Annotated in this window: 28 protein-coding genes; 12 read left to right on the top strand and 16 right to left on the bottom strand. The window is 72.4% G+C overall.

Annotation, left to right across the window (positions count from 1 at the left end):
• The first annotated feature begins 83 nt into the window (after positions 1 to 83).
• The 4 genes from ACIO3O_RS06300 (at position 84) to ACIO3O_RS06285 (ending at position 2,634) form a co-directional block, all read left to right on the top strand.
• On the top strand, positions 84 to 1,250 hold the full coding sequence (locus ACIO3O_RS06300) for a glycosyltransferase 87 family protein (RefSeq protein WP_401743398.1): 1,167 nt from the start codon (positions 84 to 86) through the stop codon (positions 1,248 to 1,250).
• Between the two features lie 71 nt (positions 1,251 to 1,321).
• Positions 1,322 to 1,693: a hypothetical protein gene (locus ACIO3O_RS06295; RefSeq protein ID WP_401742583.1), complete on the top strand. Its 372-nt coding sequence runs from the start codon at positions 1,322 to 1,324 to the stop codon at positions 1,691 to 1,693.
• 162 nt (positions 1,694 to 1,855) lie between these two features.
• The gene (locus ACIO3O_RS06290) at positions 1,856 to 2,281 is read left to right on the top strand and encodes a hypothetical protein (RefSeq protein WP_401742582.1); all 426 of its coding nucleotides are present in this window, start codon (positions 1,856 to 1,858) and stop codon (positions 2,279 to 2,281) included.
• On the top strand, positions 2,269 to 2,634 hold the full coding sequence (locus ACIO3O_RS06285; RefSeq protein ID WP_401742579.1) for a hypothetical protein: 366 nt from the start codon (positions 2,269 to 2,271) through the stop codon (positions 2,632 to 2,634). The genes ACIO3O_RS06290 and ACIO3O_RS06285 overlap by 13 nt, the downstream gene beginning before the upstream one ends.
• Before the next feature lie 69 nt (positions 2,635 to 2,703).
• On the opposite strand, the gene ACIO3O_RS06280 is transcribed toward ACIO3O_RS06285, so the two are convergent.
• Positions 2,704 to 4,347, bottom strand: coding sequence for a DNA repair helicase XPB (locus ACIO3O_RS06280; RefSeq protein ID WP_401742576.1), 1,644 nt, complete (start codon positions 4,345 to 4,347; stop codon positions 2,704 to 2,706).
• Between the two features lie 100 nt (positions 4,348 to 4,447).
• Between ACIO3O_RS06280 and ACIO3O_RS06275 the strand changes: the two genes are divergently transcribed.
• Positions 4,448 to 5,134, top strand: a complete 687-nt coding sequence (locus ACIO3O_RS06275) for a VanZ family protein (RefSeq protein WP_401742575.1) — start codon at positions 4,448 to 4,450, stop codon at positions 5,132 to 5,134.
• Between the two features lie 20 nt (positions 5,135 to 5,154).
• Here ACIO3O_RS06275 and ACIO3O_RS06270 read toward each other — a convergent pair whose 3' ends face one another.
• Positions 5,155 to 7,590 carry a helicase-associated domain-containing protein gene (locus tag ACIO3O_RS06270; RefSeq protein ID WP_401743397.1) on the bottom strand — a complete coding sequence of 812 codons (2,436 nt, stop codon included), beginning with the start codon at positions 7,588 to 7,590 and terminating at the stop codon, positions 5,155 to 5,157.
• A gap of 1,081 nt (positions 7,591 to 8,671) precedes the next feature.
• On the opposite strand from ACIO3O_RS06270, the gene ACIO3O_RS06265 reads away from it, so the two are divergent.
• Positions 8,672 to 9,685, top strand: coding sequence for a hypothetical protein (locus tag ACIO3O_RS06265; RefSeq protein ID WP_401743394.1), 1,014 nt, complete (start codon positions 8,672 to 8,674; stop codon positions 9,683 to 9,685).
• 50 nt (positions 9,686 to 9,735) lie between these two features.
• Here the strand turns inward: ACIO3O_RS06265 and ACIO3O_RS06260 are convergent, their stop codons facing one another.
• Positions 9,736 to 10,140: an ArsR/SmtB family transcription factor gene (locus ACIO3O_RS06260; protein WP_401742572.1), complete on the bottom strand. Its 405-nt coding sequence runs from the start codon at positions 10,138 to 10,140 to the stop codon at positions 9,736 to 9,738.
• 184 nt (positions 10,141 to 10,324) lie between these two features.
• On the opposite strand from ACIO3O_RS06260, the gene ACIO3O_RS06255 reads away from it, so the two are divergent.
• The 5 genes from ACIO3O_RS06255 (at position 10,325) to ACIO3O_RS06235 (ending at position 13,675) form a co-directional block, all read left to right on the top strand.
• Positions 10,325 to 10,981, top strand: a complete 657-nt coding sequence (locus ACIO3O_RS06255) for a DsbA family protein (RefSeq protein ID WP_401742570.1) — start codon at positions 10,325 to 10,327, stop codon at positions 10,979 to 10,981.
• Between the two features lies 1 nt (position 10,982).
• A complete protein-coding gene (locus ACIO3O_RS06250; protein ID WP_401742568.1) occupies positions 10,983 to 12,101 on the top strand; it encodes an NADH:flavin oxidoreductase in 1,119 nt (372 codons plus the stop codon).
• A gap of 139 nt (positions 12,102 to 12,240) precedes the next feature.
• Complete coding sequence (locus tag ACIO3O_RS06245) at positions 12,241 to 12,744, top strand: nucleoside deaminase (protein ID WP_401742565.1); 504 nt, start codon at positions 12,241 to 12,243, stop codon at positions 12,742 to 12,744.
• 86 nt (positions 12,745 to 12,830) lie between these two features.
• Positions 12,831 to 13,151 (top strand): DMT family transporter, encoded by a 321-nt coding sequence (locus ACIO3O_RS06240; protein ID WP_401742563.1) that lies wholly within the window; start codon positions 12,831 to 12,833, stop codon positions 13,149 to 13,151.
• A 110-nt stretch (positions 13,152 to 13,261) separates the two neighbouring features.
• Complete coding sequence (locus tag ACIO3O_RS06235; RefSeq protein WP_401742562.1) at positions 13,262 to 13,675, top strand: DMT family transporter; 414 nt, start codon at positions 13,262 to 13,264, stop codon at positions 13,673 to 13,675.
• 74 nt (positions 13,676 to 13,749) lie between these two features.
• On the opposite strand, the gene ACIO3O_RS06230 is transcribed toward ACIO3O_RS06235, so the two are convergent.
• The 3 genes from ACIO3O_RS06230 to ACIO3O_RS06220 form a co-directional block, all read right to left on the bottom strand.
• Complete coding sequence (locus tag ACIO3O_RS06230) at positions 13,750 to 14,520, bottom strand: SDR family NAD(P)-dependent oxidoreductase (protein ID WP_401742560.1); 771 nt, start codon at positions 14,518 to 14,520, stop codon at positions 13,750 to 13,752.
• Positions 14,517 to 15,236, bottom strand: a complete 720-nt coding sequence (locus ACIO3O_RS06225) for an HAD family phosphatase (RefSeq protein WP_401742558.1) — start codon at positions 15,234 to 15,236, stop codon at positions 14,517 to 14,519. Before ACIO3O_RS06225 ends, ACIO3O_RS06230 begins: the two co-directional genes overlap by 4 nt.
• A gap of 80 nt (positions 15,237 to 15,316) precedes the next feature.
• A complete protein-coding gene (locus tag ACIO3O_RS06220; protein ID WP_401742556.1) occupies positions 15,317 to 15,949 on the bottom strand; it encodes a ScbR family autoregulator-binding transcription factor in 633 nt (210 codons plus the stop codon).
• A gap of 215 nt (positions 15,950 to 16,164) precedes the next feature.
• Here ACIO3O_RS06220 and ACIO3O_RS06215 point away from each other — a divergent pair, with 215 nt between their 5' ends.
• Positions 16,165 to 17,121 (top strand): ScbA/BarX family gamma-butyrolactone biosynthesis protein, encoded by a 957-nt coding sequence (locus tag ACIO3O_RS06215; protein ID WP_401742555.1) that lies wholly within the window; start codon positions 16,165 to 16,167, stop codon positions 17,119 to 17,121.
• An 88-nt stretch (positions 17,122 to 17,209) separates the two neighbouring features.
• On the opposite strand, the gene ACIO3O_RS06210 is transcribed toward ACIO3O_RS06215, so the two are convergent.
• The 10 genes from ACIO3O_RS06210 to ACIO3O_RS06165 all read right to left on the bottom strand — a co-directional run bounded on the left by ACIO3O_RS06210 (position 17,210) and on the right by ACIO3O_RS06165 (position 25,368).
• A complete protein-coding gene (locus ACIO3O_RS06210) occupies positions 17,210 to 17,989 on the bottom strand; it encodes a 4'-phosphopantetheinyl transferase family protein (RefSeq protein ID WP_401742552.1) in 780 nt (259 codons plus the stop codon).
• Between the two features lie 56 nt (positions 17,990 to 18,045).
• On the bottom strand, positions 18,046 to 18,288 hold the full coding sequence (locus ACIO3O_RS06205; RefSeq protein ID WP_401742549.1) for a DUF6253 family protein: 243 nt from the start codon (positions 18,286 to 18,288) through the stop codon (positions 18,046 to 18,048).
• Positions 18,285 to 19,148, bottom strand: coding sequence for a maleate cis-trans isomerase (locus ACIO3O_RS06200; protein WP_401742546.1), 864 nt, complete (start codon positions 19,146 to 19,148; stop codon positions 18,285 to 18,287). The genes ACIO3O_RS06205 and ACIO3O_RS06200 overlap by 4 nt, the downstream gene beginning before the upstream one ends.
• Positions 19,149 to 19,209: 61 nt before the next feature.
• Positions 19,210 to 19,953, bottom strand: coding sequence for a transglutaminase family protein (locus tag ACIO3O_RS06195; RefSeq protein WP_401742544.1), 744 nt, complete (start codon positions 19,951 to 19,953; stop codon positions 19,210 to 19,212).
• A 14-nt stretch (positions 19,954 to 19,967) separates the two neighbouring features.
• Entirely contained in the window at positions 19,968 to 21,098 is a 1,131-nt protein-coding gene (locus ACIO3O_RS06190; protein ID WP_401742542.1) for an acyl-CoA dehydrogenase family protein, read from the bottom strand.
• Between the two features lie 108 nt (positions 21,099 to 21,206).
• On the bottom strand, positions 21,207 to 21,581 hold the full coding sequence (locus ACIO3O_RS06185) for an ectoine synthase (protein WP_401742540.1): 375 nt from the start codon (positions 21,579 to 21,581) through the stop codon (positions 21,207 to 21,209).
• Positions 21,582 to 21,677: 96 nt separating this feature from the next.
• On the bottom strand, positions 21,678 to 21,947 hold the full coding sequence (locus ACIO3O_RS06180) for an acyl carrier protein (RefSeq protein ID WP_401742539.1): 270 nt from the start codon (positions 21,945 to 21,947) through the stop codon (positions 21,678 to 21,680).
• The gene (locus tag ACIO3O_RS06175) at positions 21,947 to 23,392 is read right to left on the bottom strand and encodes an AMP-binding protein (protein WP_401742536.1); all 1,446 of its coding nucleotides are present in this window, start codon (positions 23,390 to 23,392) and stop codon (positions 21,947 to 21,949) included. Before ACIO3O_RS06175 ends, ACIO3O_RS06180 begins: the two co-directional genes overlap by 1 nt.
• 250 nt (positions 23,393 to 23,642) lie before the next feature.
• Positions 23,643 to 24,086: a MarR family winged helix-turn-helix transcriptional regulator gene (locus ACIO3O_RS06170; RefSeq protein WP_401742535.1), complete on the bottom strand. Its 444-nt coding sequence runs from the start codon at positions 24,084 to 24,086 to the stop codon at positions 23,643 to 23,645.
• A gap of 124 nt (positions 24,087 to 24,210) precedes the next feature.
• On the bottom strand, positions 24,211 to 25,368 hold the full coding sequence (locus ACIO3O_RS06165; protein WP_401743393.1) for an IS701 family transposase: 1,158 nt from the start codon (positions 25,366 to 25,368) through the stop codon (positions 24,211 to 24,213).
• Between the last annotated feature and the right edge of the window lie 105 nt (positions 25,369 to 25,473).

Raw genomic sequence — 25,473 nt, 5'->3', positions numbered from 1 at the left:
GCCCGTACGGCACGCGTGACCAGGGGGACCGGGGAGGGGAGAGCCCAGCCCCGCGCCCGCGCGCGCTTCTCGCGGCACGGGTGTTGCTCGTTCTGTCCGTGGCCGCCCTCGCCACCCTCTTCGTGGTGACCCGCATCCCTCTCGGCGACACCCTCGTCTACCGGGCCGAGGGGCAGGCCGTCGTCAACGGCACGAGCCTGTACGACTTCGTGACCACCGAGTGGAAGCTCCCGGCGACGTACCCGCCCTTCGCGGCGATCCTGTTCGTGCCGACGACCTGGCTGCCGGTCACCGCCATGAAGGTCTGCTTCTTCCTCGGGAACCTCGCCCTGCTGGCCCTCCTCGTCCGGCTGTCCTGGCGGTTCGCGAAGCTGCCCAGGCGGCCCGAACTGATCCTGGTCGCCACCGCGTTCGCGATCTGGCTGGAGCCGGTCTTCCAGACCTTCGTGTACGGGCAGATCAACCTGGTGCTCGCCTGCCTGGTGCTGTGGGACCTGACTCGGCCCCAGGGGTCCCTGGGCAAGGGCGTCGCGCTCGGCATCGCCGCCGGGATCAAGCTCACCCCGGCGATCTTCATCGTGTATTTGCTGGTCACCGGCCGCATCCGCAACGGCCTCACCGCGCTCGCGTCCTTCGTCGCCACCGTCCTGTTCGGCATCCTCGTGCTGCCGTCGGCGAGCCTGGACTTCTGGACCCGGCGGATGTTCGAGACCGACCGGGTCGGCAAGGTCTGGATCGTCGACAACCAGTCCCTGCAAGGGCTGTTGGCCCGGGCCATGAACTCCATGGAGCCGGGGCTGGTCTGGCTGGGCTGCGCCGCCGTCGTCGGGCTCGCCGGACTGTGGATCGCGCGCCGCGCGGTGCGGGCCGGGCAGGAGGAGTGGGGCATCGTCACCGTCGCCCTCACCATGCTGCTGGTCTCGCCGATCAGCTGGTCCCACCACTGGGTGTGGTGCGTGCCGCTGCTGGCGCTGCTGCTGGCGGAGGGCCGCTACCGGCTCGCGGGCGTGCTGGCCGTGGTGTTCACCGCACGCAGCTTCTGGGTGTTCCCGCACCACGGCGACACGGACATCGCGTATGGGCTGTGGGCCCAGCCCGCGCTCTCCCCGTACCCCCTGCTGGGCCTGGTCCTGCTGGGCTGGCTGGCCCGCCGCCGGTGGACCCCGCAGCGTCCGACCCCGCAGCGTACGACCGTCGAAGGGGCGGTGGCGGACGCCCCCGCCCCGGTCGTGCCCGAGGGGGAGAAGTGAGCACGTACGCAAGGGAGTTCTGAGTATCCGCGCGGACGTGTACGGGCCCGGCCGCACGGTGTACTGCCCGCATGGAGCCCCAGAGAAGCAGCAACGACCCGTCGCCCACCCGCCGGATGCCGCACGTCCCGCCCCCGCCGCCCTACGCGCCGACGCCGCGCGACCGCACGGCCGTGTGGGTCCGCGTCCTGACCCTGCTGGTGCTGGCCCCGCTGTGGTACTTCGTCGCCGTGACCGTCTGGTCGATGCTGGAGGTCCCGAAGGGCCGTGCTACGGGTGGAGCCGTCCTCGGAGCGGGCTGCCTGATCGTGGCGGCGGTGCTGGTCGCGGTGGTGCTGTGGATGCCGTCGAACCGTGCCCGCAAGGTGCTGCGCGTCCAGCTGGCGGTGTCGTCGCTGGGTGCGGTGGTGGCGGCGTACGGCTTGATGTTCCTGGTTCCCTAGGGCCTGATCCGCAGGCCGGGACCCACGGAGACCCGGCAGGCCGGGCCCCGTCGGAGACCCACGGAGAACCGCTCCCGGGAACGTCAACTGAGTACGCCGGGCCGGGACTTCTGAGTACGTCACCGGATGTACGAGGGCGGTGCCGCGCGGTCCACTGGGCACATGACGCGACGCACGGCCGACCTCGGCCCCACCGCAGCAGGTCCCGCCAACTCGGCGCAGAGATTCCCCACATGGGGACCGCAGACCCCGCTCGGCGCACTCCGTGCCTCGGCCGACCACGACCCGGCGGCCAAGTGGATCCGCCTCGCGGCGGTGCTCGTGCTGGTGCCGGCGATGCTGTTCGTCCTGATGCTCCTGGGGCTTTCCCCCATGGCGCTCGACCACTGCGAGCCCGCCGATCCCTGCTACGGCGAGATCACCGGCAGGATCAACGTCGCGTTCGTGTCCCTGATCGTCGGCGCGGTGCCGTTCCTCGCCTCGCTGGCCCTGCCCTCGCACCGCAAGTTCCGGGCGGCACGCGGGTTCCTGGTCGCGGCGACGGTGGCCGCACTGGCGCTCTCGCTCGGCTCGCTGTGGTCGCTGTGATCGGCGGCCCCGAGTCGTACGCCCCCGAGTCGTACGCCCCCGAAGCGCGCGACCCGCTGGCCACGTGGGTGCGGCTCGGCAGCGTGGTGCTGATGGTGGGGCTGGTGTACCTCTACCTCGTGTTCCTGCTGGTGTCGCAGATGAGCCTGGCCCATTGCAGCGGCAGCTGCGAGACGACCCTCTACGCCCTGACCTGGGTTTCCCTGTTCTGCACGTTCGGGTCGCTCGTGCTCTGGGCGAGGGCGCTCGTGCTGCCCTCGCGCCGCCAGTGGCGTACGAAACGCGCGACCCTGACGGCGGGTGCCGCGGGCACCATGGCGCTGGCGACCGTCCTGCTGCTCATGTCCATGTGAGGCCGGCCGGGGACCACACCGTACGCCGGGCATCCACACGCAACGGACGCCCGACGCACGTCATGTCGGCTACTGCCCCGCCAGCAAATCGTCCGCGTCCACGATCCGGTACGCGTACCCCTGCTCGGCCAGGAAGCGCTGGCGGTGCGCCGCGAAGTCCTGGTCGATGGTGTCGCGCGCGACCACCGAGTAGAACCGGGCCTCGTGCCCGTCCGCCTTCGGCCGCAGCACCCGCCCGAGCCGCTGCGCCTCCTCCTGCCGCGACCCGAACGTGCCCGACACCTGGATCGCGACGGTCGCCTCCGGCAGGTCGATCGAGAAGTTCGCGACCTTGGACACCACGAGCACGTTCAGCTCACCGGTCCGGAACGCGTCGAAGAGCTTCTCCCGCTGCGAGTTCGGCGTCTCGCCCTTGATGACCGGCGCCCCCAAGTGCTCGCCCAGCTCGTCCAGTTGGTCGATGTACTGCCCGATGACCAGCGTCTGCTCGCCCTTGTGCTTGGCGACCAGGGCCTCCGTCACCTTCCGCTTGGTCGCGGTCGTCGCACAGAAGCGGTACTTCTCCTCGGCCTCGGCCGTGGCGTACGCGAGCCGCTCGGAGTCGGTCAGGTTGACCCGTACCTCCACACAGTCGGCGGGCGCGATGTACCCCTGCGCCTCGATCTCCTTCCACGGAGCGTCGAACCGCTTCGGGCCGATCAGCGAGAAGACGTCCGACTCCCGCCCGTCCTCGCGCACCAGCGTCGCCGTGAGCCCGAGCCGCCGCCGCGCCTGGAGGTCGGCGGTGAACTTGAAGACCGGTGCGGGCAGCAGATGCACCTCGTCGTAGATCACCAGCCCCCAGTCCCGCGAGTCGAACAGCTCCAGGTGCGGGTAGACGCCCTTCCGCCGGGTCGTCAGCACCTGGTAGGTGGCGATGGTGACCGGACGGATCTCCTTCTTCGTACCGCTGTACTCGCCGATCTCGTCCTCGGTCAGCGAGGTCCGCTTCACCAGCTCGTGCTTCCACTGGCGGGCGGAGACGGTGTTGGTGACCAGGATCAGGGTCGTGGCCTTCGCCTCGGCCATCGCACCGGCCCCGACCAGTGTCTTTCCCGCACCGCAGGGGAGTACGACGACACCCGAGCCGCCGTGCCAGAAGCCCTCCACGGCCTGCTTCTGGTACGGGCGCAACGCCCAGCCGTCCTCGGCCAGCTCGATCGGGTGCGCCTCCCCGTCGACGTACCCGGCGAGGTCCTCGGCCGGCCAGCCCAGCTTCAGCAGCGTCTGCTTGATCTGCCCGCGCTCGGAGGGATGCACGGCCACGGTGTCCGGGTCGAGCCGGGCGCCCACCAGCGGCTGCACCTTCTTGGAGCGCAGGATCTCCTCCAGGACCGGGCGGTCGGTGGAGGTCAGGACGAGTCCGTGCACCGGGTGCTTGGAGAGGGTCAGGCGCCCGTACCGCGCCATCGTCTCGGCGACGTCCACCAGCAGTGCGTGCGGCACGGGGTAGCGCGAGAACTCCACCAGCGCGTCGACGACCTGCTCGGCGTCGTGCCCGGCGGCCCGCGCGTTCCACAGCCCCAGCGGGGTCAGCCGGTAGGTGTGGATGTGCTCGGGCGCCCGCTCCAGCTCCGCGAACGGTGCGATGGCCCGACGGCAGGCGTCCGCCCGCTCGTGGTCGACTTCGAGGAGGAGCGTCTTGTCGCTCTGGACGATGAGGGGTCCGTTCAACGCCGTGAGTCCTTCCGCGCGCGGTCAAACCTCCATAGTGCCTCACGCACGCCCCCACTCCATGGGTGAGAGCCGGGATCGGCGGGGTAAGCGGGATGCCATGACTGCCGAGCGCACGCCCGTCGCCGAAGTGGAACCGCGTCCCCTGTGGAGCTGGGTGCTCCTGCGGACCACCCTGATCCTGTTGGCCTTCCTCGTGCTGATCGGCTTCTCCGTCGTCCTGGCGAAGCTGACCCTCGTGCCCTCGCCCGCCTCCGAGGGGCTCGTGCACAGCAACCTGCGGCCCGGTGACTCGCTGCGGCAGTACGCGCAGGACTACACCTTCCTCGCGGCGTGCAAGCAGGTCGGGGGGAACGTGCTGCTCGGGGTGCCGTTTGGGGTGCTGTTGCCGATCCTGGGGCCGAGGCGGTGGCGGTTCTTGCGGATGCTGCTCGCGACCGTCGCGGTGATCGTGCTGGTGGAGCTGGCGCAGGGGGCGATCGTCACCGGGCGGGCGTTCGACGTGGACGACGTGATCATGAACACGACCGGGGCGCTGATCGGGTGGCTGGTGCTCGGGCGGCGACTGGGGCGTGTGGTGCACCGCAAGCGGTACCGGGAGGAGGCGCCCGTGGCCGAGCCCGTCGCGGAGCCCGCGGCTCCGGTGCTGGGCAAGCCGGGCAAGCTGGACAAGCCGGAGAGCGGGAAGGCGTCCTGGCGGACGTGGGGGAGCGGGCTCGCCGCCCGGGCCCGGTCCCGTTCCGGGAGTGCCGGGAGTGCCGGGGGTGCCGGGGCCCGGACTCCCTGACCGGCCGGGCAGCCCCCCGACTAGGCCGGGTCGTCGGCCAGTTCGGCCACTCCCGTGATGCGGTGCAAGGGGTACGTCTTGACCTCGTCCGCGGTGTGGTCGTACGCCGTGACGAAACCGCCCTCCACCCGGACCGGCGCGATCACGCGCTGGCTCGCCGCGCCGTCCGCGTTGACGTAGCCGATCCACAGCGCCGAGCCCGTCATGGCCGCCGCCTGGACGGTCGCCAGGGTCTCGGCGGAGGACGTGCGGGGCAGGGAGTTGTGCGAGCGGGGCGACTCGGGGGCGGTCGGCTTGCGGGCCGCGTTCGCCGCCATGTCGCCCGCGCGGATCGCGTGCAGGGCGGCACTCAGCAGGGTCTCGTCCGGTACGGGAGGACCTTCCGGCACCGGGACGGGAGCCGTCCGGGGCGGCGTGCGGTGGGCGTCCGCCCGGGTGATCAGGACGTCCCCTGCCGCTGATTCCGCCGCCGGGGCGAAGCCCATCGAGCGCAGCCCGTCCAGGAGGGCGGCGGGTTCGGCGCGGGAGGCCAGCACGGTCGGGGCCAGGCGGCGCAGGCCGAGTCCGGCGGAGCGCTTGTCGGCGAGGATCTCGCCCAGCACGGCGTCGTCGTCGCAGCGGACGTACGAGGAGGCCGCGCCCACCCGCAGGTGGCCGTGCCGGCGGGCCACGTCGTCGATGAGGTAGCTGAGCGGTTGCGGAACCGGGGTACGACTGTGCGCCGCGAGGAAGGCGTGCAGGTCGGAGGCGGTCTGGCCGGAGTCCAGGGCGCGCCGCACCGAACCGGGGGTGAAGCGGTAGACCGTCGCGCCGCCCCGGCTCTCGATGTCGGCGAGCACGGAGAGGGCCTCGGCGAGGGGGCGTTGCAGCGGGCCGGGGGCCACGGCGGTCAGGTCGGCCTGGAGGAGGACGTGGTCCAGGGGCTCCGGGATGAGGGGGGCGAGGAGGGCGGCGGCGCGGAGGGCGGCGGTGGCCGCTTCGGCGTCGGCTTCGGTGGGTGCCGGGGACTTCGGGTGCTCGGGGTCCCCGTCCAGGCCCGCCAGCGCCCGCCCGTGTGCCGAGAGCGCGCCCCGGCCCGTCACACCCAGCAGCTCCGCCTCGTCCAGCGTCCACAGGGCCAGCCGGGCGCGGAGTTCGCCGGTGGTGCCGCGCTGCGGGCGTTCCCAGCGCAGCCGGGTGAGGACCGCGTCCGGGTCGGGGGCGGTGCCCTCCGGGAGGGCGGCCAGCAGGGTCAGGACCCGGCGGCGTACCTCAGGGGCGGACGAACGGTCCAGGTCCGGGCCCAGTACGGACAGCGTCCGCCCCTTCGCGTCCTGGCCGCCGACCAGGCCCGAGGTGCGGGTGGCGCGCAGCCAGGCGGCGGCGAGGCGGGACCAGCGGTCCTGGGGCGGCAGGTCGAGCCACTCGTCGTACGCGGGAGTGGGCGCGTACCGTTCGTCGGCCTGGCCGTCGGAGGCCAACAGGCCCGCCGCATAAGAGAGCTCGAGCCAGAAGGCGGTGGTCGGCTCGGTGAGGTCGCGGGCGGTGGCCGTGCGCTTGAGGTCGCGGACGCTCAGGCCGCCCGAGCGCAGGACGGCCGGGCCGCCCTTGTCCCAGTCCTTCAGCAGCTCCTCGACGGTGGACAGGGCGCTGAAGGCCTGGCCGGCCGCCGTCAGGTCCACCATCTTCGGGGCGTGCGTGGCGGCGGGCGCGAGCTGCGGAGGCGCGGGTTCCGTGGTGCGGTGGGCGCGGCCCGCACGCAGGTGCAGGGCGGCCTCGCGGGGCAGGACGACCGTGCGGGCGCTGGTGGGCAGCAGCAGGCCGTGGTCGCGCAGCCAGCGCACCGGCGGGGCCGGGTCGGAGCTGACCTCGCCGTACGGCGGACCCCACACCAGGCGGTCCAGCACCGTCAGCGCGTCGGAGGGCGCGGTGTCGAGCAGGCCGTCCATGCGGGAGCGGTCGGTGAACAGGGCGGTGAGGGCCCGTACCGCCGACACCGGGTCGTGGGTGGTCGGAATCCCGATCGCCGTCAGGATCTCCTGGAGCCGGGTCGGGGACATCCCGGCGGTCGCCTCGGCGACGGTCGGGCCCAGACCGGTCGGGGAGGGGTGTGTGGCGGAGGGCGCGAGCAGCTCGCGGACCGTGCGGACCAGCCGCAGCCGGTCGTCGCCGCCCCATACGAGGGCCTGCTCGCGCAGGGTGTGCACGGCGTCCGGGAGGGCGGCGGCGGTCGCCGGGTCGCCCTCGTCGCCGGTCATGAGGTGCAGCAGCGTCTCGTACGGAGCCGGATCGGGGGCCACCGCGAGCGCCTCGGCCGCCTGGAGCGAGAACCGGTCCAGCCGCTCCAGGGCCCGCACGACGGAGGCCCGCGTCCCGGCCCGGGTGGCGAGGAGGGTGAGGTCGCCGGGCACGGGGTTGAGCAGATCGGGCCGCGACCGCAGCAGCGCGGCGAGGGAGGAGTCGGGCCGCGTACGCAGCGACTCGGCGAGCGTACGGGGCGCGGCGGCCCCGCTCTGCGGGGTGGCGTCGGAGGCGTCGGCACTGCTCTGCCGGGTGGCGTCGGAGGCGTCCGCACTGCTCTGCCGGGTGGCGTCGGAGGCCGCTCGGGGAGCACCGAGGGAACCCGGCACGCGCCCGAGGGGCCCCGGGGCGGAGGCGGGGGCCTGCCCGTGCACGGCGGCGCGGCCCGGCGCCGGGTCGGCGTCCGTGCGGGGGGTGCCGCCCGGGGAACTGTCCGCGCGGGCGACGGTTTCGGGGCCTGCGGGTGTGTCGGTGCGGGCGGCGCTGTGCGGGGGGATGCCCGTCCGGGGGGCGTCGCTGGCGGACGTGTCCGGGCGGGCGGTGTTGCTCGCGCCGGCGGCGTCGCGAGCAGCGGGTGTGTCGGTGCGGGCGGCGCTGTGCGGGGGGATGCCCGGCTGGGGGGCGTCGCTGGCGGATGTGCCCGTGCGGGCGGTGTTGCTCGCGGCGGCGTCGCGAGCAGCGGGTGTGTTGGTGCCGCGGTCCGCCGGGGTGCCGGTGTGCGGGGTGCGGTGCGCGGCGGTGCCCCGGTGGGCGGTGCTGCTCGCCGAGGTGTCCGTGGCGGAGGCGTCGAGGTCCACCGGTGTGGCGGAGGCGTCGAGGTCCACCGGTGTGGCGGAGGCGTCGAGGTCCACCGGCGTGGCCCGGCGCGCGGTGGCATGCGCCGACGTGCCCGGGCGCGCCGCGCCACCCGCGGCGGAGTCGCTCGCGGCGGTGGTGTCCGTGCGGGCGGCGTCGTGACGTGCCGGTGTGTCGGGCCGGGGGGTGTGGTGGCCCACCGAGGTGTTCGATGCGTCCGCCGTGTGGTTCCCGGTGGTGAATTGTTCGGGCACGTGCGCCTCCAGGTCGCGCTCGCTGGTCCCCATCCGCCCCACGTTAGCCCCTGAACCGCTCCGCCCCGAGCGTCAGGCGCTACCGTCGGTGCGGGGCGGGTCGGCAACCGGGCGTGGCCGACCGGCACTTGCGGGCAGGAGATCGACGTACACGATCCGCGAGGTGCCGAAGCCGTCGGGGCCGCAGAACACGCAGGGGACGGACGCCGTGGGCATCGAGAGCGACCAGTTGGTCTTTGACTACCTGAGCCGGGTCGGCGACCTCGCCCAGCAGCGCCAGCTGGACTCCGGCGACCGGATGCGCCTGGTCAGCGCCCTGCGCGGGGAGATCGACCGGCAGCGCGCCAAGGCCATCGGCGGCCCGGACAGCGCCGCCGCCGTGCAGCGCATCCTCGGCAGGCTCGGCACGCCGGACGAGGTCGTGGACGCGGCGGACGGCGGCGGGGTGGAGGCGGTGCTGTCCACGCGTACGTCACGCAGGGTGCCCCGGCAGCGGCGCGCCGCCGCGCCGGAGGAGCCCGAGGCGCCGGTGGGGTTCGAGAAGGCGCCGCCGGGCCCGTCCGGCCCGTCCGCGCCGCATGTCGCGGGGACGGACGAGCTCGGCCCCGGCGACGCCAACCCCGACTGGTGGCGTACGGAGCCGGGGCCCTTCGGCGGCATGGGCACGGCGGTGCCCGGCTTCACCGGGGGCGTGGAGATCCCCGAGATACTCCGGCCGCCCGCGGAGGAGGAGGACGAAGAGGGGGAGGAGAAGGGGTCCGGGGAGGAGGAGCCGCAGGCGGACGGGCGGCGGCCCTGGATTCCGGCGCGGCTGCGGCGCCGCCGCGCACCGGCGGCCGGCGAGGAGGACGCGTTCGTGCGCGCGCCCCTGGTCCCGCGCGGGAGCCCCTTCCTGCTGCTGGCCGCCGTCCTGCTGGTGGCGGGGGCGGTCGTGGGGAACCTGCTGCTCCTGCTGGGCGGCTGGTTCCTGGTGTACGTGTCCCGCAGGCTGACCCGCACCGAGGCGAAGTTCGCGGCGCTCGGAGTGCCGGGAGTGGTGGTGGCCGGGGGGCTGGTGTGGCTGTGGGGCCGCACGGAGGGGCGGTGGGGCGCGCCGCTGTCCCTCCAGGCGGAAGGCGCGCTGGCCGACGCCCTGTCCGGGCTGTGGCCGGTGCTGGTGCGGGTGGCGGCGGTGTCCTCGGCGCTCTTCGTGCTGTGGCGCGCGAGGCGCCTGAGCAGGTAGCGGCGAGGCGCCTGGGGCGGGGGGCCCGCGTGGGGCGGGGGTACCGCCCCTCACCTCACCGCGATCTCCGTGGTTTCGGCGGTCTCCGTGCTCTCCGTGGCCGACGACGCGCCGACGACCGCGGAGAGCAGCCCGGGGAAGAGCCGCTCCAGCTCCTCGGCGCGCAGCTCGCTCAGGCGGGACGTGCCGACGTAGTGCTGCCGTATGACGCCCGCCTGCCGGAGGACCTTGAAGTGGTGGGTGCGGGTGGAGCGGGTCACGGAGAGATCGAAGCTGCCGCAGGCGATGTGGCCGGGCGCGTGGACGAGCCCGCGCACGATGGTGCGCCGTACCGGATCGGCGAGGGCCTCCAGCACTCCCTGGAGCGTGATGTCGGCGGTCGCGGGGTGGTCCGTGACGCGCTCCGCGGTCCCTTCCCCGGTGCGCTCGGTGGTGGTGATGGTCCGTGGGCTCATGTCGGGACGCCTCTCCTCGTGATGCCGGGTGGTGCTGCAGGGTGCCGGTCCGTCAGCTCTGCGGGGGCCAGGAGAACTTGACATAAAAGTGCATGCTCGTGCAACCTTCTGAGCGTTCTCGCCGCCCGGGGTCCCGTCGGCGCGCACCCTTATTGCTTACGCAATCAATTACCAGGAGCCTTGTATGGCCGACCCAGTGAAGATCAAGATCTGGTCCGACTACGTCTGTCCCTTCTGCATGCTGGCCGAAGGCCCCCTGGAGGAGGCGATCGCCGACGTCGGCGTCGAGGTGGAGGTCGAGTGGATGCCCTTCGAGCTGCGCCCCCACCCCCACCCCACTCTGCGGCCGGAGGACCCCTACCTGCCGGAGATCTGGGAGCGTGCCGTCTACCCGATGGCCCGCGCCCTGGGCGTGGACATCACGCTCCCCGACGTGTCGCCCCAGCCCTACACCGCGCTCGCCTTCGAGGGGTACCAGTACGCGGCCGACCGGGGCCTGGGCACCGCCTACAACCGGCGGATGTTCCGCGCCTTCTTCCAGGAGAACCAGGACCTGGGCCAGCTCGACGTCCTCACCGCCCTGGCGGGCGAGATCGGCCTGGACGAAGCCGGCTTCCGGGCCGCGCTGGAGGACGGCACCCATCGCGCCCGGCACCAGGACGCCCTGCGGGAGGCGGCGGCCCACCAGGTGCGGTCGGTGCCCACCCTGCTCGTCGGCGACACCCGCATCGAGGGCGTCCCGCGCGTCGCCCAACTCCGCAAGGCGATCCTGGACGCCCGGGCGCACCAGGCGGAGGACGTCGCGTACGGCGCCGCCTGCGGCATCGAGGGGGGCTGCTGAGGTGACCGGCACTCACTCCGCCCTCACCGCCTGCCGGTTCGCGGGAATGGAACTGCGCAACAGGTTCGCCCTCGCCCCCATGACCCGGGTGTCCGCCACCGAGGACGGCCGGGCCACACCGGAAATGGCCGACTACTACGGGGACTTCGCCCGGGGCGGTTTCGCCCTCCTGATCACCGAGGGGACGTACACCGACACCGCCTTCAGCCAGGGGTACCTGTACCAGCCGGGCATCACGGACGAGGCGCAGGCCGAGGCCTGGCGGCCCGTCGTGGAGCAGGCGCACGCCGCCGGGGCGCGCATCGTCCTGCAACTGATGCACGCCGGGGCCGTGGCGCAGGGCAACCGGTTCCGCGACCGGGCGGCCGGGCCCTCGGCGGTCCAGCCACTGGGCGAACAACTGGCCAAGTACCGGGGCGGCGGACGCTGGCCGGTACCGCTGGAGCTGACCCACCGGCAGATCGCCGAGGCCGTGCACGGGTTCGTCACCGCCGCGGCCCGGGCCCGCGAGGCCGGGTTCGACGGCGTGGAGATCCATGCGGCCAACGGCTATCTGCTCGACCAGTTCCTCACTCCGTACACCAATGTCCGCACGGACGGGTACGGAGGCGGGCCCGAGGGGCGGCTGCGGCTCGTCAGGGAGGTGACGGCCGAGGTCAGAGGGGCGGTCGGGCCCGGGTTCCCGGTCGGCGTCCGCTTCTCCCAGGGGAAGATCAACGATCCCTCGTGGCGGTGGCCGGGCGGCGACGCCGAGGCGGCGGCCGTCTTCGAGGCCGCGGCCGGTGCGGGGGCCGGATACCTGCACCTGGCGGGGAGCGGCCGGGACTGGGCCGCCGACGGACCCATGCCGTCCGGGCGGCTCGGGTCCACCCTTCCCGCGCTCGCCCGGAAGGCCACCGGGCTCCCCGTGATCGCCAACGGCGGGCTGCACCGGGACGCGGTGGCACGGCGCGTCCTGGACGAGGAGCACGCCGACCTCCTGGCGATCGGCACGGCCGCGCTGGCCAACCCCGACCTGCCGCGCAAGGTGGCGGCGGGGGAGGAGCAGGCGTCGTTCGACCCCCGGCTGATCGAGCCGCTGGCGACGCTGGAGAACGCCCAAGCGCGTTCCCGTGCTTGACAGTTGTTACATGCACATGCAAGATTAAGGCGCGTGGACGGACATCGTGCCCGCGGCTCCGTGGAAGAAATTCCATGCATGTGCAGGCAAATCATTGACCCTATGAAGTTGACCGGCTGAACTCGGGAGAGAACTGCTCATGCGGACCCACGAAGGCGACCTGACGGACAGCGAGCTCGCGCAGGTCACGGAGTACGCCCACGAGGCGATCCGGATCAGCGCCGAGCACGTCGCGCAGGGCGGCATCCCCTTCTCCGGCCTGGTCGTGAACGGCGGACGGGTGCTGGGGGCCGGTTTCAACCGGGTCCGCGACACCAGCGACCCGACCGCCCACGCCGAGGTCGTCGCCCTGCGCGAGGCCGCCGCCCGGCACGGCCTGCACGCCCTCGCGGGAGCCCTCCTGATCGCCTCCGGCGAACCCTGCGCCCTCTGCTACCTGGCGGCACGGTACGCCGGCGTCGCCCACATCGTGCACGCCGCCGACCGCAGGACCGCCGCCCGGTTCGGCTTCGACTACACGGACTCGTACTCCCTGTTCGCCGAGGACCCGGCGAACTGGCCGCTCAAGGTCACGGCACTGCGGCTGCCCGAGGCGGAGCAGCCCTTCCGGGACTACCTCACCGGTGGCCCGGCCCGGCTCTGACCGCCCCCGGACACCCGCCGCAGCCATACCCCCCTGCTCCACTCCACCCCCGCACTCACCGCACTCACCGCACGGAAGGACCCCCCATGCACTGGCTCTACCTCGCCATCGCCGTCGCCTTCGAGACCACCGTCGCCATCGCCGCGGGCAAGGCCGAGGGCTTCAAGAACCGCAAGTGGACCGCCATCACTCTGGCCAGCGGTGCCGCCGCCACCTTCTTCCTCAGCAAGGCGCTGCTGACCTTCGACGTCGGCGTCGGCTACGCCCTGTGGACGTCCGTCGCGGGCGTCGGCATCACCGTCCTCGGAGCGCTGTTCTTCGGCCAGCGCCTGAACTGGAAGAAGGTCATCGGCATCGCCCTGGTCATCGGCGGCGTCGTCGGCCTCCAGCTCAGCGGCTCCGCCTGAGCCACGGCCCACCCCCGGGCGCACGTCGCCACCACCTGACACCAGCCCCGTCAGCCACTCAAGCCCTGTCAGCCACCTCAGCCCCTTGTCTTACGAGAGGACCCACCCCCATGTCCCACGCACCCCGGAGCTCCGCCAACGCCTGGCTCATGCTGCTGCTCGCCGGTGTCTTCGAGATCGGTTACGCGCTCGCCGTCGGCGGCAGCGAGGGCTTCAGCCGTCTGACCTGGTCCCTGGTCGCCGTGGTGTTCTTCCTGCTGACGCTGTACGCGCTGAGCCTCGCCCTGCGCTCGATCGACGTGAGCATCGGCTATGCCGTCTGGGCGGGCATCGGCGCCGTCGGCGCGGCCGTCTTCGGCCCCCTCTTCTTCGACGAGACCCTCACCGTGGCCAAGGGCGTCTGGCTGGGTGTCATCATCGTCGGCGTCATCTGGCTCAAGCTGGCCGACCGTACCGCCCCCGAGGCCGCTCCGGCGCCGCAGCCGAAGAGCCTCGACGACCGGGCCACGGCCCTCCAGGTCTGACCCCGTCGTGCACCGCGGGCGCCTGCCCTCCCTTCACCTCGAAGGGACGGCAGGCGCCCGCGGTCGTACCGGCGTCATCGCGCGGTCCTGCCCCCGTCCACCGCGAGGACGGCACCGGTGGTGAAGGACGAGGCGTCCGAGCACAGCCAGACCGCCGACCGGGCGATCTCGACCGGGTCGGCGAGACGCTGCTGGATGGCCTTGCCGCCGAACCGGGTCCGCACGGCGGGGTCGGCGCCGAGGACGCCGTCCATCATCTCCGTGTCGGTGCTGCCCGGCATGATTGCGTTGACGCGGATGCCGTACGCCCCGTACTCGGCGGCGGCCGCCCTGGTCAGGCCGAGGACGGCGTGCTTGGCGGCCACATAGGGCGCGGAGGCGGCGGTGGCGCGGACGCCCGCCACGCTGGAGGTGTTGACGATCGCCCCCGCGCCCGCGGACAGCATGGCGGGGATCTGGGCGCGCAGACAGTTCCACACACCGCGCAGGTTGACGTCCACGGTCTGCTGGAAGACCTCGTCGGAGAGCTCGTGCAGCAGCGGTCCGGCGCTGGCGTAACCGGCGTTGTTGAAGGCGCAGTCGAGGCTGCCGAACTCGTCGACCGCCGTCGCGACGGCCTGCTCCATGTCCGCGTACCGGGTGACGTCGCCGGGTACGGCCACCGCCCGGCCACCGTCCTCCCGGATGCCCCGCGCCACCTCCTCCACCAGACCGGCCCGACGGGCCACGAGGACGACGGCGGCTCCTTCGGCGGCGAAGCAGCGGGCCGCGGCGGCGCCTATGCCGCTGGAGGCGCCGGTGATCAGCGCCACCTTGTCCGCCAGCAGGGGCCCGGCCGGCTTCACGCGAGCACGTCCTGCTCGGCCGCGGACGGGGCGGGGTCCCAGAACGTGCCGGCGCCCACCTCCCGGTCGATCCGGTGCAGCAGGCCGTCGTCGAGCGCGTCGAGACCGCTGATCACGTGACGTACACCCGCCTCCCGCATGAAGGCGCGCTGGTGGCTGTGGGCGTCGGCGGAGGGGTGGCCGACGAAGGCGGTGCCGAGCTCACGGGCCGCCACGGCGACCCGGGCCACGTCGTCGACGAACAGGGCCTGTTCGGGCCGGAGCCCGAAGACGTCCTCGGTGATCTCCTTGAGGCCGGGGCGGATGTCGTTGGTGCAGACGTAGCCCGGCCCGTCGAACAGGTCGGCGTACTGCCCCAGGTGACGGTCGAAGTGGTCCTTGCCCAGCCCGCCGTAGCAGACCGTGCGCAGGCCCGCCTCCCGCAGCCGGTGCAGCAGTTCGCGCGTGCCCGGCGTGACCGTGACCGGGTGGCGGTCGGTGTGGGCGGCGCGGTCCTCGAAGTAGGCGGCGAGGGCCTCGGGGCCCGTCATGCCGCCGCCCACGGCCGCCGCGAGCAACTCGCCCGCTATGTGCTGCGGCTGGGAGAAGACGGACCGCTCCAGCTCGGCGGTGTACACGCCGCCCCGGCTGACGACGAAGTGGCGGATCACCGGACTGAAGGTGTCGTTGAGCAGGACGCCGTCGATGTTCAGGGCGGCCAGGCGTAGCGAGAGCATGCGGCTCCGTAAGGGAATCGTCCGCAGCGGAACGTGCGGAACGTGCGGACGGGGGCGGAAGGAGAGGGGCGACCGGGTGGTCAGGGCATCAGCGAGGCGCCCCGGGCGGGCGTCGTCTCGGCCCGGGTGATCACGGCCGGGACCGCGATGCCGGGCAGGAGCAGGTTCCACATCTGGTGGGTGCGCTCGGGGAGGTCGGTGCGGTTGCTCACCACGTGGGAGTACATCTGCATCCCGGTGCAGGCGGCGACCACGAACTCCGCGACGGTGACCGGCTCGATGCCCGGCTGCAGCTCGCCGTGCTCCTGCGCCTCCTGGAGGAACTCCGTCATGATGCTGCGGAACTTCTCGTACGGGTCCGGGTTCGCCATCCCCGCCATGGATGCCTGTTCGTTCGTCAGCCGTACGCCGGCCCTGAGCAGCGGGTCGCGCTGCAACTGCCACGACCACACGAGCGTGAGGTCGATGAGCCGCTGCAGCCCGCCGGTGGCGAGCAGCGGGGCGATGGTCTCCGGCTGGCTGCTCATCACCGCCTTGGCCAGGTCCTCCTTGGAGCCGAAGTGGAAGTACAGGGCTCCCGCCGTCACTCCGGCCCGCTTGAGGATGCGGGTGATGCTGGCCCCCGCGTAACCGAACTCGTCGAAGACCTCCGCGGCTGCGTACAGGAGATCGCGGCGAGTCTGCTCCGCCCGTTCCTGCTTGAGGTGCGCCATGTCACTCACCTTTCAAAAAAGAATGATTCTTATGTTACCTGGGTCGCAGGGGCCCGGCTACCGGAAAATCGGCCCCAGAGGGCCCAGGGGAGGGCGATGGCTGCCCTTGACGTGTCGAAAAAAAAGAATGATTATTTTGTTCGACGGCACGCGGAGTCGCCTTGCGGTGTCTCCGTGTAGTCAACCGTCATCACTACCGAGCCTGGGGGGCGGAGTTGTCTGTTTCCGTACTGAGCCGTGAGACGCAGCCGGAGCACGAGTCGGCGGTGCACCCGCAGCCGGTGCACCAGTGGCAGGTGCACAAGCTGTGCGCGGAGGAAATCCTGCTCACGACGTGGGCCGAGCGGTCCCCGGAGTGCTTCGTGCTCACGGCGAACTGGCCGCGGCAGCACGACTTCTACCGGCCGTCGCAGGGTGCGTACGATCCGCTGCTGCTGGCCGAGAGCGTGCGCCAGGCGGTGCCGCTGCTGTCCCACGCCGTGCACGGCGTTCCCCGCGAGCACCAGCAGGCGTGGGAGGACTTCAGCTTCTCCTTCGAGCCGCTGGCCTCGCTGGTGACCACAGCCGACGAGGAGGTGCGGCTGACGGTGGCCTGCTCGGACGTGGTCCGGCGCGGCGCCAGGTTCGCGGGCATGGTGATGGACGTCGAGGTGCACCAGGGCGAACGGCTGCTGGGCACCGCCCGCACCCGCTTCAACAACCAGCCCGCCGCCGTCTACCGACGGCTGCGCGGACCGTACGCGGACAAGGCCGCGGCACTCGCGCTGCGGCTGCCGCCGGGCCCGCCCGTGGAGCCCCGCCGGGTGGACCGGGACTCCCGGCACGACGTGGTCCTCTCACCGGCCCCCGGCGGCGGGCGGGGGCGATGGCTGCTGCGCTCCGACCCCGCGCACCCGGTGCTCTTCGACCACGCCGTCGACCACGCTCCCGGGATGCTCCTGCTGGAGGCCGCCCGGCAGGCGGCGCACGCCGCGTTCGACAGCCCGCACGCCGTGGTCGGGATGCGCACGCGATTCATCCGGTACGTCGAGTTCGACGCCCCCGCCCTGGTCCTGGTGGGCGAACCGGTCCCCGACGGCCCGGGCCGGCACCGGGTGGCCGTGTCGGTGGAGCAGCACGGGGCGTCGGCCTTCACCTCCGAGGTGACCGTCGAGACGGCGCTCGGCCTGTAGGCGCGACGCGGGGTTTGTGGCCCGGGCACACGACACGGCGGGCGCACGCTCCACCCCGGAGAGGGGGGAGCCTGCGCCCGCCGTGGGGTCAGGCCGCCGGTTCCGGCAGGGGCTCGGGCAGGGGCCCCGGCATGGATCCCGGCAGGGGTTCCGGAAGTTCCTCGTGCACCGTGACCTCGACATGCACCGAGGCCGGAACGGCGAAGCTGGCCTCGTACCCGGGGGGTGCGAGAAGCTGCCGCACCCGCCAGCCGAGCGGCTGGCCGGTGAGATCCAGCCGGTTCATGACGGCGGCCATGCCCTGTCCGGTCGCCTTGGCCATGGCCTCCTTGCGGGTCCACAGGCGGGCGAAGTCCCGGACGAGTTCGTCGTCCGGACGGCCGCCCAGCCACTGCTGCTCCCTCGGGTGGAGGAACGGCAGGTACCCGGCGACCGCCTCCGGGGTGGGCCACGACTCGATGTCGATGCCGATGGTGGCTTCGGCGAGCGCGACGGCGACGAGGTCCCCGCTGTGGGACATCGAGAACTCCAGCGCCTCCCCGCCCGGCACCCGGTCGTCCAGGGCCGGTCTGCCGTGCGCCCCGCCGCAGCCGGGGCACGGCTGCCGCAGGAAGCCGATGCTCCCGGGCCGGCAGCCGAGGGAGGAACCGAGCACGCTCCGCAGCGCCCAGTGCGCGAAGACGTACGCCTCCCGGCCCTCCGGGCGCGGGATCGCGGCCAGTCGGCGCCGTTCGTTCTCGTCGAGCCAGTCGGGCGGGGACCCGTCGGCCACCAGGCGCTGCCCGGCCGGGGCCCGGACGATCCAGATGCCGACCGGATCGAGCACCTCCCCGGGGGGTGCGTCGGACCACGTGAGGTCGTGTGTCATGTCGATACGGCTCCCTGCTGCGGCGGGAACCCGGCCGGTCCCCGCCGCGGGTCGAGTCAGGCGGTTGCGGCGAGCAGCGGCCACAGGCCGGTCGTGGAGTGCTGCTCGAAGTCCTCGGTCACGACGTAGCGCCGGAACCCCGGCACCTGCTCCGCCGGGCGCAGCGCCCCGCGGTAGAGCACCAGCCCGCACACGCCGGTCCCGGTGTCCTGCCAGCAGACGAGCGGCATCCGGTACTCGGGGGTGTCGCAGGTCTCCTGTACGGCGGCCTCGTAGCCGTACGCGGACAGCAGGCTCATGCGGCTGCCCCCGCGCCCACGAATTCCGCCGCCCTCGCCGCCACGGGCGAGCCCACGGACGAGCCTTCGGGGCGTACGCCGAACAGGGACCCGTAGTCGGTGACCCGCGCGGCTGCCTCGGCCCCGCCCGCCAGGTGCAGCGCGTGCCAGAACAGCACCTGGTTCGCGGTGAGCACGGGGAACCCGAGCCGTTCCTCCAGGCCCGCGATGGTGCCCACGGCGCGGATGCCGTTGCCTGCCACCAGCACCGCCTGGGGCCGCTCGGGGGCGACGGTGGACTCGATCCACTGCACGAGCGCCTCCGGTGTGATCAGTTTCTGGTTGCTGGGCAGACCGCACGGGGCGTGGTGGACCACGTCGAAGCCCCGCTCGCCGAAGTACGAGGCGCCCAGGGACGACAGTTCGTCGTCGAACCACGGCGGGTTGACGAGCGCGATCCGCTCGGCGCCCAGGGCGGTGAAACCGGCCGAGGCCGCGTGGGTGGTGCCGGTGAGCGGGATGCCGCGGGTCCGCTCGGCGAGCCGCTCGAAGAGCTTCTGCTCGCCGTCGGCGCCCAGCACGTAGGCGGAGCTGGTGAATCCCAGGGCGATGGAGTCCAGCGGCGAGGCGGCGAGCAGCTCGACCGCGTCGTCGATGAAGGGCGGGTCGATGAAGGCGCGTACCGGATCGTGCGGAATCTTGGGGTCCATCTCCCCGCCGGGGCGCATCGCCCCGAAGTGGACGCGGGAGCCGTGGACGAAGACGTCGCGCGGTGCCATCGCCTGGAACTCGGACTCAGGGCCGACGTCCGCGTGCGGAACGACGACGCCGACGCGGGCCACCGCGGCCCAGCCGTCCTCGCGGGCTTGGAACTGCGACATGGGGTGCTTCTCCTCGTCTGGTGTGCTGCTGCTGCTCGGTCGTGGGCGGGGCGGCGCGGTCTCAGGCCGCTTCGTCGGCGAGCGAGCCGCCGCCGACGGTTCCGGTGCCGTCCGCGTCCAGGAACTTCGGGTGCTTGCGGCGCATGTTGCCCATGACGAACTCGTAGGGGACGTCGTCGAAGTCGCCGTGGTCGGTGAGGAACTCCATGCTCTGCCGGCCCTGGCCGTCGAAGGGGTGGTAGAGGCTGTCGGCGCGGCCGTCGAACTCCAGCGGGGTCATGCCGTACAGACGGCACAGGAGCTTGTTGAAGACCGGGGTCACCTTCAGCCAGCGGCCGTCGAGGTACACGGTGGCCAGGCCGTGGAAGAAGACGTCGCCGCCGATGTACTCGCGCAGCCGGTCGGAGGCGAGGTGGTTGCGGACGTCGCTGTAGTGCAGCCGGGCGGGGATGCCCACGGCGCGGCAGCAGGCGGCGTACAGCACGGACTTGTGCAGGCAGAAGCCCTTGCCGACGTCCAGGACGTGGGACGCGCGCAGGCCCTGCCGCGACAGGTCGGCTCCGTAGACCTCGTAGTGGATGCCGTCGCGGACCGCGTAGTAGAGGGCGACGGCGAGGTCGACCGGGTCGGCGCTCTCGCGGTCGATGCCGCGCAGGGCCTTGGCGACGAAGGCCCGGACGCTCTCGTGCTCGTGGTCGAGGAAGTCGGTGGCCGCGGTGAGCCGGGCGCGCTCGTCGTCGGTCAGCGGTCCTTCGGCGGCGGGGGCGGTGGTGGGGGCCGTGGTGGGGGCCATGGTGTCGGTCATGCGGGTGCCTCTCGTCACAGGCCCATGAGGGCGGCGATGCAGTTGCGCTGGATTTCGTTGGTGCCGGAGTAGATGGAGCCGGCGGCGGCGTTGCGCAGCTCGCGCTCGATGCCCGTGTCGGTCAGATAGCCGCGGGCTCCGAAGATCTGGATCGCGTCCTGCGCGGTGCGCTGGTTGGCCTCGCTGACCACGATCTTGGTGGCGGCCACGTCGAGCGAGGCGTCCGTGCCCGCCTCGACCTTGCGGCCGGTGTCGTACAGCCACTTGCGGGCCGTCTCCACCGCGATCCGCATGTCGGCGATCTTGTGGGAGACCGCCTGGTTCTTGCCGATGGCGCTGCCGAACTGCTGGCGCGTCGTGGCGTGTTCGACGACCCGCTTCAGCCGGTGCGTCATCTCGCCGAGGTTGACCGCGAAGGAGAAGAGGACCTCCCGCTTCATCACGTGGTCCATGATCAGGAAGCCGGCGCCCTCGCTGCCCAGCCGGTTGGCGACGGGCAGCCGGACGTCCTTGAGCGTGACCTCGCTGATCGGGGAGGTGCGCAGGCCCATCGTCTCCAGCGGCTCGCCGATGGTGAGGCCGGGCGTGTCGCGCTCGGCGAGGAAGGTGCTCAGCCCGAAGGCCCCCGGCTTGCCGGTGCGGACGTACAGCAGGAAGAGGTCGGCCACGGGGGCGTTGGTGATGAACAGCTTGCCGCCGTTGATGACGTACTCGTCGCCCTCGCGGACGGCCGTCGTCCGGATGTTCATCACGTCCGAGCCGTGGCCCGCCTCGGTGATCGCGTGGGCGGTGATGGCCTGGCCGGAGGTGATGCGCGGCAGGTGGCGGGCCCGCAGCTCCTCGGAGCCGAAGGCCTGGAGCGGGATGCCCACGCTGACGATCTGGGTGGACGCCGAGAAGTTCAGCCCGGCGTCCCGGCTGGTGTGGCCGAGGCCCTCCAGTGCCGCCATGGTCTCGGTCAGGGTCCGCCCGGCTCCGCCGTACTCCGGTGCGAAGGGGAGGGTGAAGAGCCCGGACTGCTGCAGCGGCTTCCACTTCTCGTGCGGGAACTTCGCGGCGCGGTCCCAGCCGGTGACGTCGTCGTTCAACTCGTCGCCGTAGGGCGCTGTGACGCCGTAGGTGTCTGCGGCCTTCTCTACTGCCATGCCTGTTCTGCCTTGCCTTTCGGGGGGGCGCCGGGTGCGGGGCGGCGGATGCGGGTCGCCGGGGTCGCCGGGTGCGGGGCGTGCTGCCCCGCACCCGGCGGGGACGGATCAGTAGCGGGAGAAGCCGTCCTCGGACAGCGAGTGCTTCTCGTCGCCGCGCAGCGCCGGGCTGAAGACCGAGACGAGGAGCAGGTCCTCGTCGTCGGAGGCGACCAGGTGGTGGGCGTCGTGCAGGTCCAGGGCGTAGATGGTGCCGGTCTTGATCTTGTGGCGGTCGCCGTCCTTGGTGACGACCTCGCCGGAGCCGCCGATGCAGTAGCAGGCCTCCAGGTGGCCGAGGTACTGCAGCGAGCTGGTGGTGCCCTGGCGGACCAGCGTCTCGCAGACGGTGAAGCCCATGCCGTCGGCCTCGGTGAGCAGGCGGTGGCTGGTGCCGTTGCCCCACTGGATCGCGGGGACGTCGGAAAGGGAACGGACGATCATGAGGACACTCCTGTCATCGCGGTATCTGGGCGTGCTGCTGGTGCGAGTGGTGCGAGTGGTGCGAGTGGTGCAGGTGGTGCGGGGGAGCGGCGCTCGTCAGGCCGCGGCCGGAGCGGCCGGAGCGGCCTGGGTGACGAAGCGCCGGATGTCCGCGAGGGTCCGGTACACGTCCGGCTCCAGCGGGATGTCGTCGACGGAGATGGCGTACGTCTCGGAGATCCAGGAGATGAGGCGGACCAGCCCGAGGCTGTTGACCACGGTGCTCTCGATGAGGTCGAAGTCGTCGGTCAGGTCCTCAGAGTCCTCGCCGCCCAGGAAGTCCTGGACGATGTAGTCGCGTATCGGGTCGGTGGTGGCGATGTTCATCAGGCGATTCCGTTCAGTCGGGCGTTCTTGATGGAATTTCGGTCGGGCTTGCCGGTGGGGGTCTTCGGCAGCGGAGTGCCGGTGAGCCCCACCGAGCTGGGCACGGCGTGCCGCGGCAGGTGCTTGGCCGCGTACGCCCGCAGGCCCAGCGAGCTGAGGGAGACTCCGTCCCGGCGCACCACTTCGGCGTGCAGCCGGGTACCGGCCTCGGGACAGGGCAGGGCGACGACGGCGGCCTCGACGACGTCCGGATGCGCCTCCAGTACGGTCTCGACCTCCAGCGTGTTGGTGCGCACGCCGCGCACCTTGACCTGGAAGTCGGTGCGCCCCTGGAGGAAGTACCGGCCGTCGGCGTCGCGGTGGACGAGGTCGCCGGTGCGGTAGAACAGGGCGTCGCCGCCGCGCGGGTCCGGCAGGAACGCGTGGGCGTTGCGGGCCTGTTCGAGGTAGCCGCCGGTCTGGAAGGGGGTGCGCACCAGCAGTTCGCCGATGCCGGGGCCGCGCAGCACCCGGGCGCCGTCGGCGCCCTCGATCAGCACCACGGCTTCGGTGCCCTCGATCGGTGTGCCGATGGGCAGCGGGTGCACCAGGGCGTCCGGGTCGATGTCGTGGACGAAGCTGTCGTTGGTCTCCGTGCAGCCGAAGACGTTGTGGAAGCGGGCGGCCGGGCAGGAGGCGAACGCGTCCCGCAGCCCCTGCTCGGAGACGGCCTCGCCGGTGAACACGACCGTGCGGACCGTCGGATAGCGGGCGTGGTCGGCGGCCAGGAGGCGGTGCAGCAGCGGTACGCCCTGGACGAGGGTCACCTCGTTGTGCTGGGTCAGTTCGCGCAGGTAACCGGAGTCCCCGCTCGCTCCCGCGTCGGCCAGGACGACGGTGCCGCCGGCCAGGAGCACGGTCCACACGTCCAGGAGCGCCAGGTCGAAGTTCAGGGGGGCGAAGCTCAGCGACCTGGTGGCGGCGTCGAGCCCGAACGTGTCCGTGGCCCAGGCGCCGAAGCGGTCGAAGGAGTCGGTGTGGATCGGAACCAGCTTGGGCACGCCGGTGGACCCGGAGGTGGTGAGGGTGAGCAGCGACTCTGCGGCGTCGGGGACACGGAAACCCTCCGCCAGTGCCGGATCGGCCTGCTCCCGGGAGAGGGTCGCACCGCCGCCGGGTACCGCGACGGCCGACAGCGGGCCGTGTGCCTGGGCGATGAGCGTGGACTGGGCGGCGGCGCCGAGCCCCGGCGACGGAACCAGGGTGTTGATCCCCCGGCGCCAGGCCGCCAGCAGCAGCGCGATCGTCTCCGGCGACTTGTGGGCCGGAACGCACAGAGCGCGTACGGGGCCGAAGTCGGCGCCGTCGAGGTCTGCGTCGGCACGGCGGGTCAGCCGGTCGAGCTCTGCGTAGGTGACCCGGTGACCGGCGCTGACGAGCGCGGTGCTGTCGGGTCTTTCCTGCACGTGCCGGCTGATGGCCTGCAACAGGCGAGGCGAAGGCAACGGTCCCCCCTCGATGGAGTGATCGGAGTGATCGGTGGTGGCTACGAGGAAGAATCTAGGGCCAAACATTTGCATGGTCAAGCATGTATCTTTCGATCTGGAGTGATCCAGGTCACGTGCGGCCCTCAGGGGAAAATGGCCCGAGCATGCAAAAGACGGCGGGAGGCCACCGGGTCTCCCCGGATGCCTCCCGCCGTCTGTCCCGGTCGTGTCAGGCGGCGCTGCGCAGCGCTTGCACCGCCCGGGCGAACTGGTCGTCGGCGCTCGCGGTGTTGAGTGCCGAGCTGAGCACGTCGGCGTAGGTGGCGCGGGCCTCCTGGTACCGCTTGCGGCCCGCCTCGGTGATCACGGCGAAAACGCCGCGCTTGTCGTCGGCGCAGGTGTCCTTGTGGGCGAAACCGGCGCTGTCGAGCCTTCCCACCAGGCGCGTCACGGAGCTCTGGCCCAGACCGATGCGGTCGGCGAGCTCCTGCATGCGGCGTTCGCCCTTCTCGGTCTGGGCGAGGGCCTCCAGGGCCCGGTACTCGGACAGGCCGACGCCGTGGCGGCGCTGCAGGGAGTGCGCGAGCTGTCGTTCCACGAAGGCCTGCAGGCCGAGTACGGCCTCCCACATGTCCTGGTCGGAGGCGGCGCGCGGCTGTTGGTGGATCGTCATGGAACGGCTCCCCTTCTCGACTGCGATTCCCAACAATATACATGCCCATGCAATCATCTGGGGAGGCCGGGAGCCGGGGGAGCGGGAGGCCGCTCGCTCTTCAGTTGTAGGTACGAGCATCGAGTCAGTAGCCGGTGCCCTCCAGGACGCCGCAGGCGTACGCGGCCGAGACCAGCGTCATGTGCCGGTGCCAGCCGGGGAAGGAGCGGCCCTCGAAGTCCAGCAGGCCGAAGTCCTCGCCCATGCGCCGGATCGCGGCCTGCGCGCCCCGGGGCGATCGGGTCAGCTCCAGCACGTCGGCCGGGTGGCGTTCGGTGAGGTTCGTCAGCCAGATCCGGCCCGGCCGCCTGCCGGCCGCGTCCCATTCGGCCAGCAGGCGCACCGTCCGGTGCCCGGGTCCGCCGTCCGGGCGCAGCCCGGTCGCCGGTGTGTCGTACGAGACCACCTGCCGCCCCGTGCCCGCCGCCCGCAGGACGCCCCGGCGCAGCAGCAGTCCGCGCACCGACTCCCGCTCTCCGGGCGGCAGTTCGGGATCGGCGAGCGTGCTCTGGCCCGGCAGGGCGAGGGCGTAGGCGTGCCCGCCGCCGTGCAGGTGGCGCGCCAGTGGCAGGGCGTCGCACAGGGAGGTCAGGTCGGCCACCACCGGGACCGACCGCGCCGCGGTCTGTGCCGTCGAGGGCGACGCCGACCACGACGCCGACCGTGCCGCCGACCACGACGCCGTCTCCCGGACCAGGTCGAGGGCGTGCGCCCACAGAGGTGTGGCCTGCGCCGCCGCGGGGATCTTCGCCTGGTCGCGCGCCGCCGCGTCGTGCGTGAAGCGGGGCGGCAGGAACAGCCGCCAGTCGACCGGCATGTGTGCCTGCCCGGTGTCCAGGAACAGGCCGAGCCCCAGCTGGCAGTTGACGGTCCGTCCGGTCTCCGGCAGGAACCGCCGGTGCACCCCGGCCGAGCGGTCGCCCCGCTTGGGCAGTACCGCCGGTGCCAGCGTCCAGGCCCGTACCGGCAGCGACCGGGTGGCCCAGCGGGCCAGTTCGCCGCGCGCCGGGGCCCAGTCCCACGGGCTGGCGTTGACGAACTGGTGCAGCGACGCCGACGCCGCCTCCGAGCCGGTGACGGCGGAGGCCATCTTGCGCACGGTCTTCTTCCCCGGCGTCCGCAGCAGTCCCTGGAGGTAGACGTGACCCCATCGCTGCTGGTCGGAGCGGTGCAGGTGGCTGAACACCCGCTGGGACAGAGGGCTCGGCGGTTGGCCCGCCGCCGTGTCCGGCACGTCATGCATCGTCGTCACTGCAGGTCCCTCCCAGGTGAGCGTCGTAGGCACACTAACAAACATAGAAAACGTTCGTTATAATTTTTTGAGCCAGGTCACTACTTACCGAAGTCC

The organism is Streptomyces sp. NPDC087440 (assembly GCF_044744005.1).
Taxonomy (GTDB): Bacteria; Actinomycetota; Actinomycetes; order Streptomycetales; family Streptomycetaceae; genus Streptomyces.
The sequence above is the reverse complement of the archived record's forward strand: the minus strand, read 5'-3'. Positions and strand labels throughout refer to the sequence as shown.

What these genes read in the sequence shown, in the direction of transcription:
- ACIO3O_RS06220 (WP_401742556.1), bottom strand. Translation starts at nt 15,949, where the DNA reads ATGGCGCACCTCAAGCAGGAACGGGCGGAGCAGACTCGCCGCGATCTC.
- ACIO3O_RS06225 (WP_401742558.1), bottom strand. Translation starts at nt 15,236, where the DNA reads ATGCTCTCGCTACGCCTGGCCGCCCTGAACATCGACGGCGTCCTGCTC.
- ACIO3O_RS06205 (WP_401742549.1), bottom strand. Translation starts at nt 18,288, where the DNA reads ATGAGCCTGCTGTCCGCGTACGGCTACGAGGCCGCCGTACAGGAGACC.
- ACIO3O_RS06180 (WP_401742539.1), bottom strand. Translation starts at nt 21,947, where the DNA reads ATGAACATCGCCACCACCGACCCGATACGCGACTACATCGTCCAGGAC.
- ACIO3O_RS06165 (WP_401743393.1), bottom strand. Translation starts at nt 25,368, where the DNA reads ATGCATGACGTGCCGGACACGGCGGCGGGCCAACCGCCGAGCCCTCTG.
- ACIO3O_RS06245 (WP_401742565.1), top strand. Translation starts at nt 12,241, where the DNA reads ATGCGGACCCACGAAGGCGACCTGACGGACAGCGAGCTCGCGCAGGTC.
- ACIO3O_RS06170 (WP_401742535.1), bottom strand. Translation starts at nt 24,086, where the DNA reads ATGACGATCCACCAACAGCCGCGCGCCGCCTCCGACCAGGACATGTGG.
- ACIO3O_RS06235 (WP_401742562.1), top strand. Translation starts at nt 13,262, where the DNA reads ATGTCCCACGCACCCCGGAGCTCCGCCAACGCCTGGCTCATGCTGCTG.
- ACIO3O_RS06185 (WP_401742540.1), bottom strand. Translation starts at nt 21,581, where the DNA reads ATGATCGTCCGTTCCCTTTCCGACGTCCCCGCGATCCAGTGGGGCAAC.
- ACIO3O_RS06255 (WP_401742570.1), top strand. Translation starts at nt 10,325, where the DNA reads ATGGCCGACCCAGTGAAGATCAAGATCTGGTCCGACTACGTCTGTCCC.
- ACIO3O_RS06190 (WP_401742542.1), bottom strand. Translation starts at nt 21,098, where the DNA reads ATGGCAGTAGAGAAGGCCGCAGACACCTACGGCGTCACAGCGCCCTAC.
- ACIO3O_RS06195 (WP_401742544.1), bottom strand. Translation starts at nt 19,953, where the DNA reads ATGACCGACACCATGGCCCCCACCACGGCCCCCACCACCGCCCCCGCC.
- ACIO3O_RS06200 (WP_401742546.1), bottom strand. Translation starts at nt 19,148, where the DNA reads ATGTCGCAGTTCCAAGCCCGCGAGGACGGCTGGGCCGCGGTGGCCCGC.
- ACIO3O_RS06290 (WP_401742582.1), top strand. Translation starts at nt 1,856, where the DNA reads ATGACGCGACGCACGGCCGACCTCGGCCCCACCGCAGCAGGTCCCGCC.
- ACIO3O_RS06295 (WP_401742583.1), top strand. Translation starts at nt 1,322, where the DNA reads ATGGAGCCCCAGAGAAGCAGCAACGACCCGTCGCCCACCCGCCGGATG.
- ACIO3O_RS06240 (WP_401742563.1), top strand. Translation starts at nt 12,831, where the DNA reads ATGCACTGGCTCTACCTCGCCATCGCCGTCGCCTTCGAGACCACCGTC.
- ACIO3O_RS06210 (WP_401742552.1), bottom strand. Translation starts at nt 17,989, where the DNA reads ATGACACACGACCTCACGTGGTCCGACGCACCCCCCGGGGAGGTGCTC.
- ACIO3O_RS06260 (WP_401742572.1), bottom strand. Translation starts at nt 10,140, where the DNA reads ATGAGCCCACGGACCATCACCACCACCGAGCGCACCGGGGAAGGGACC.
- ACIO3O_RS06275 (WP_401742575.1), top strand. Translation starts at nt 4,448, where the DNA reads ATGACTGCCGAGCGCACGCCCGTCGCCGAAGTGGAACCGCGTCCCCTG.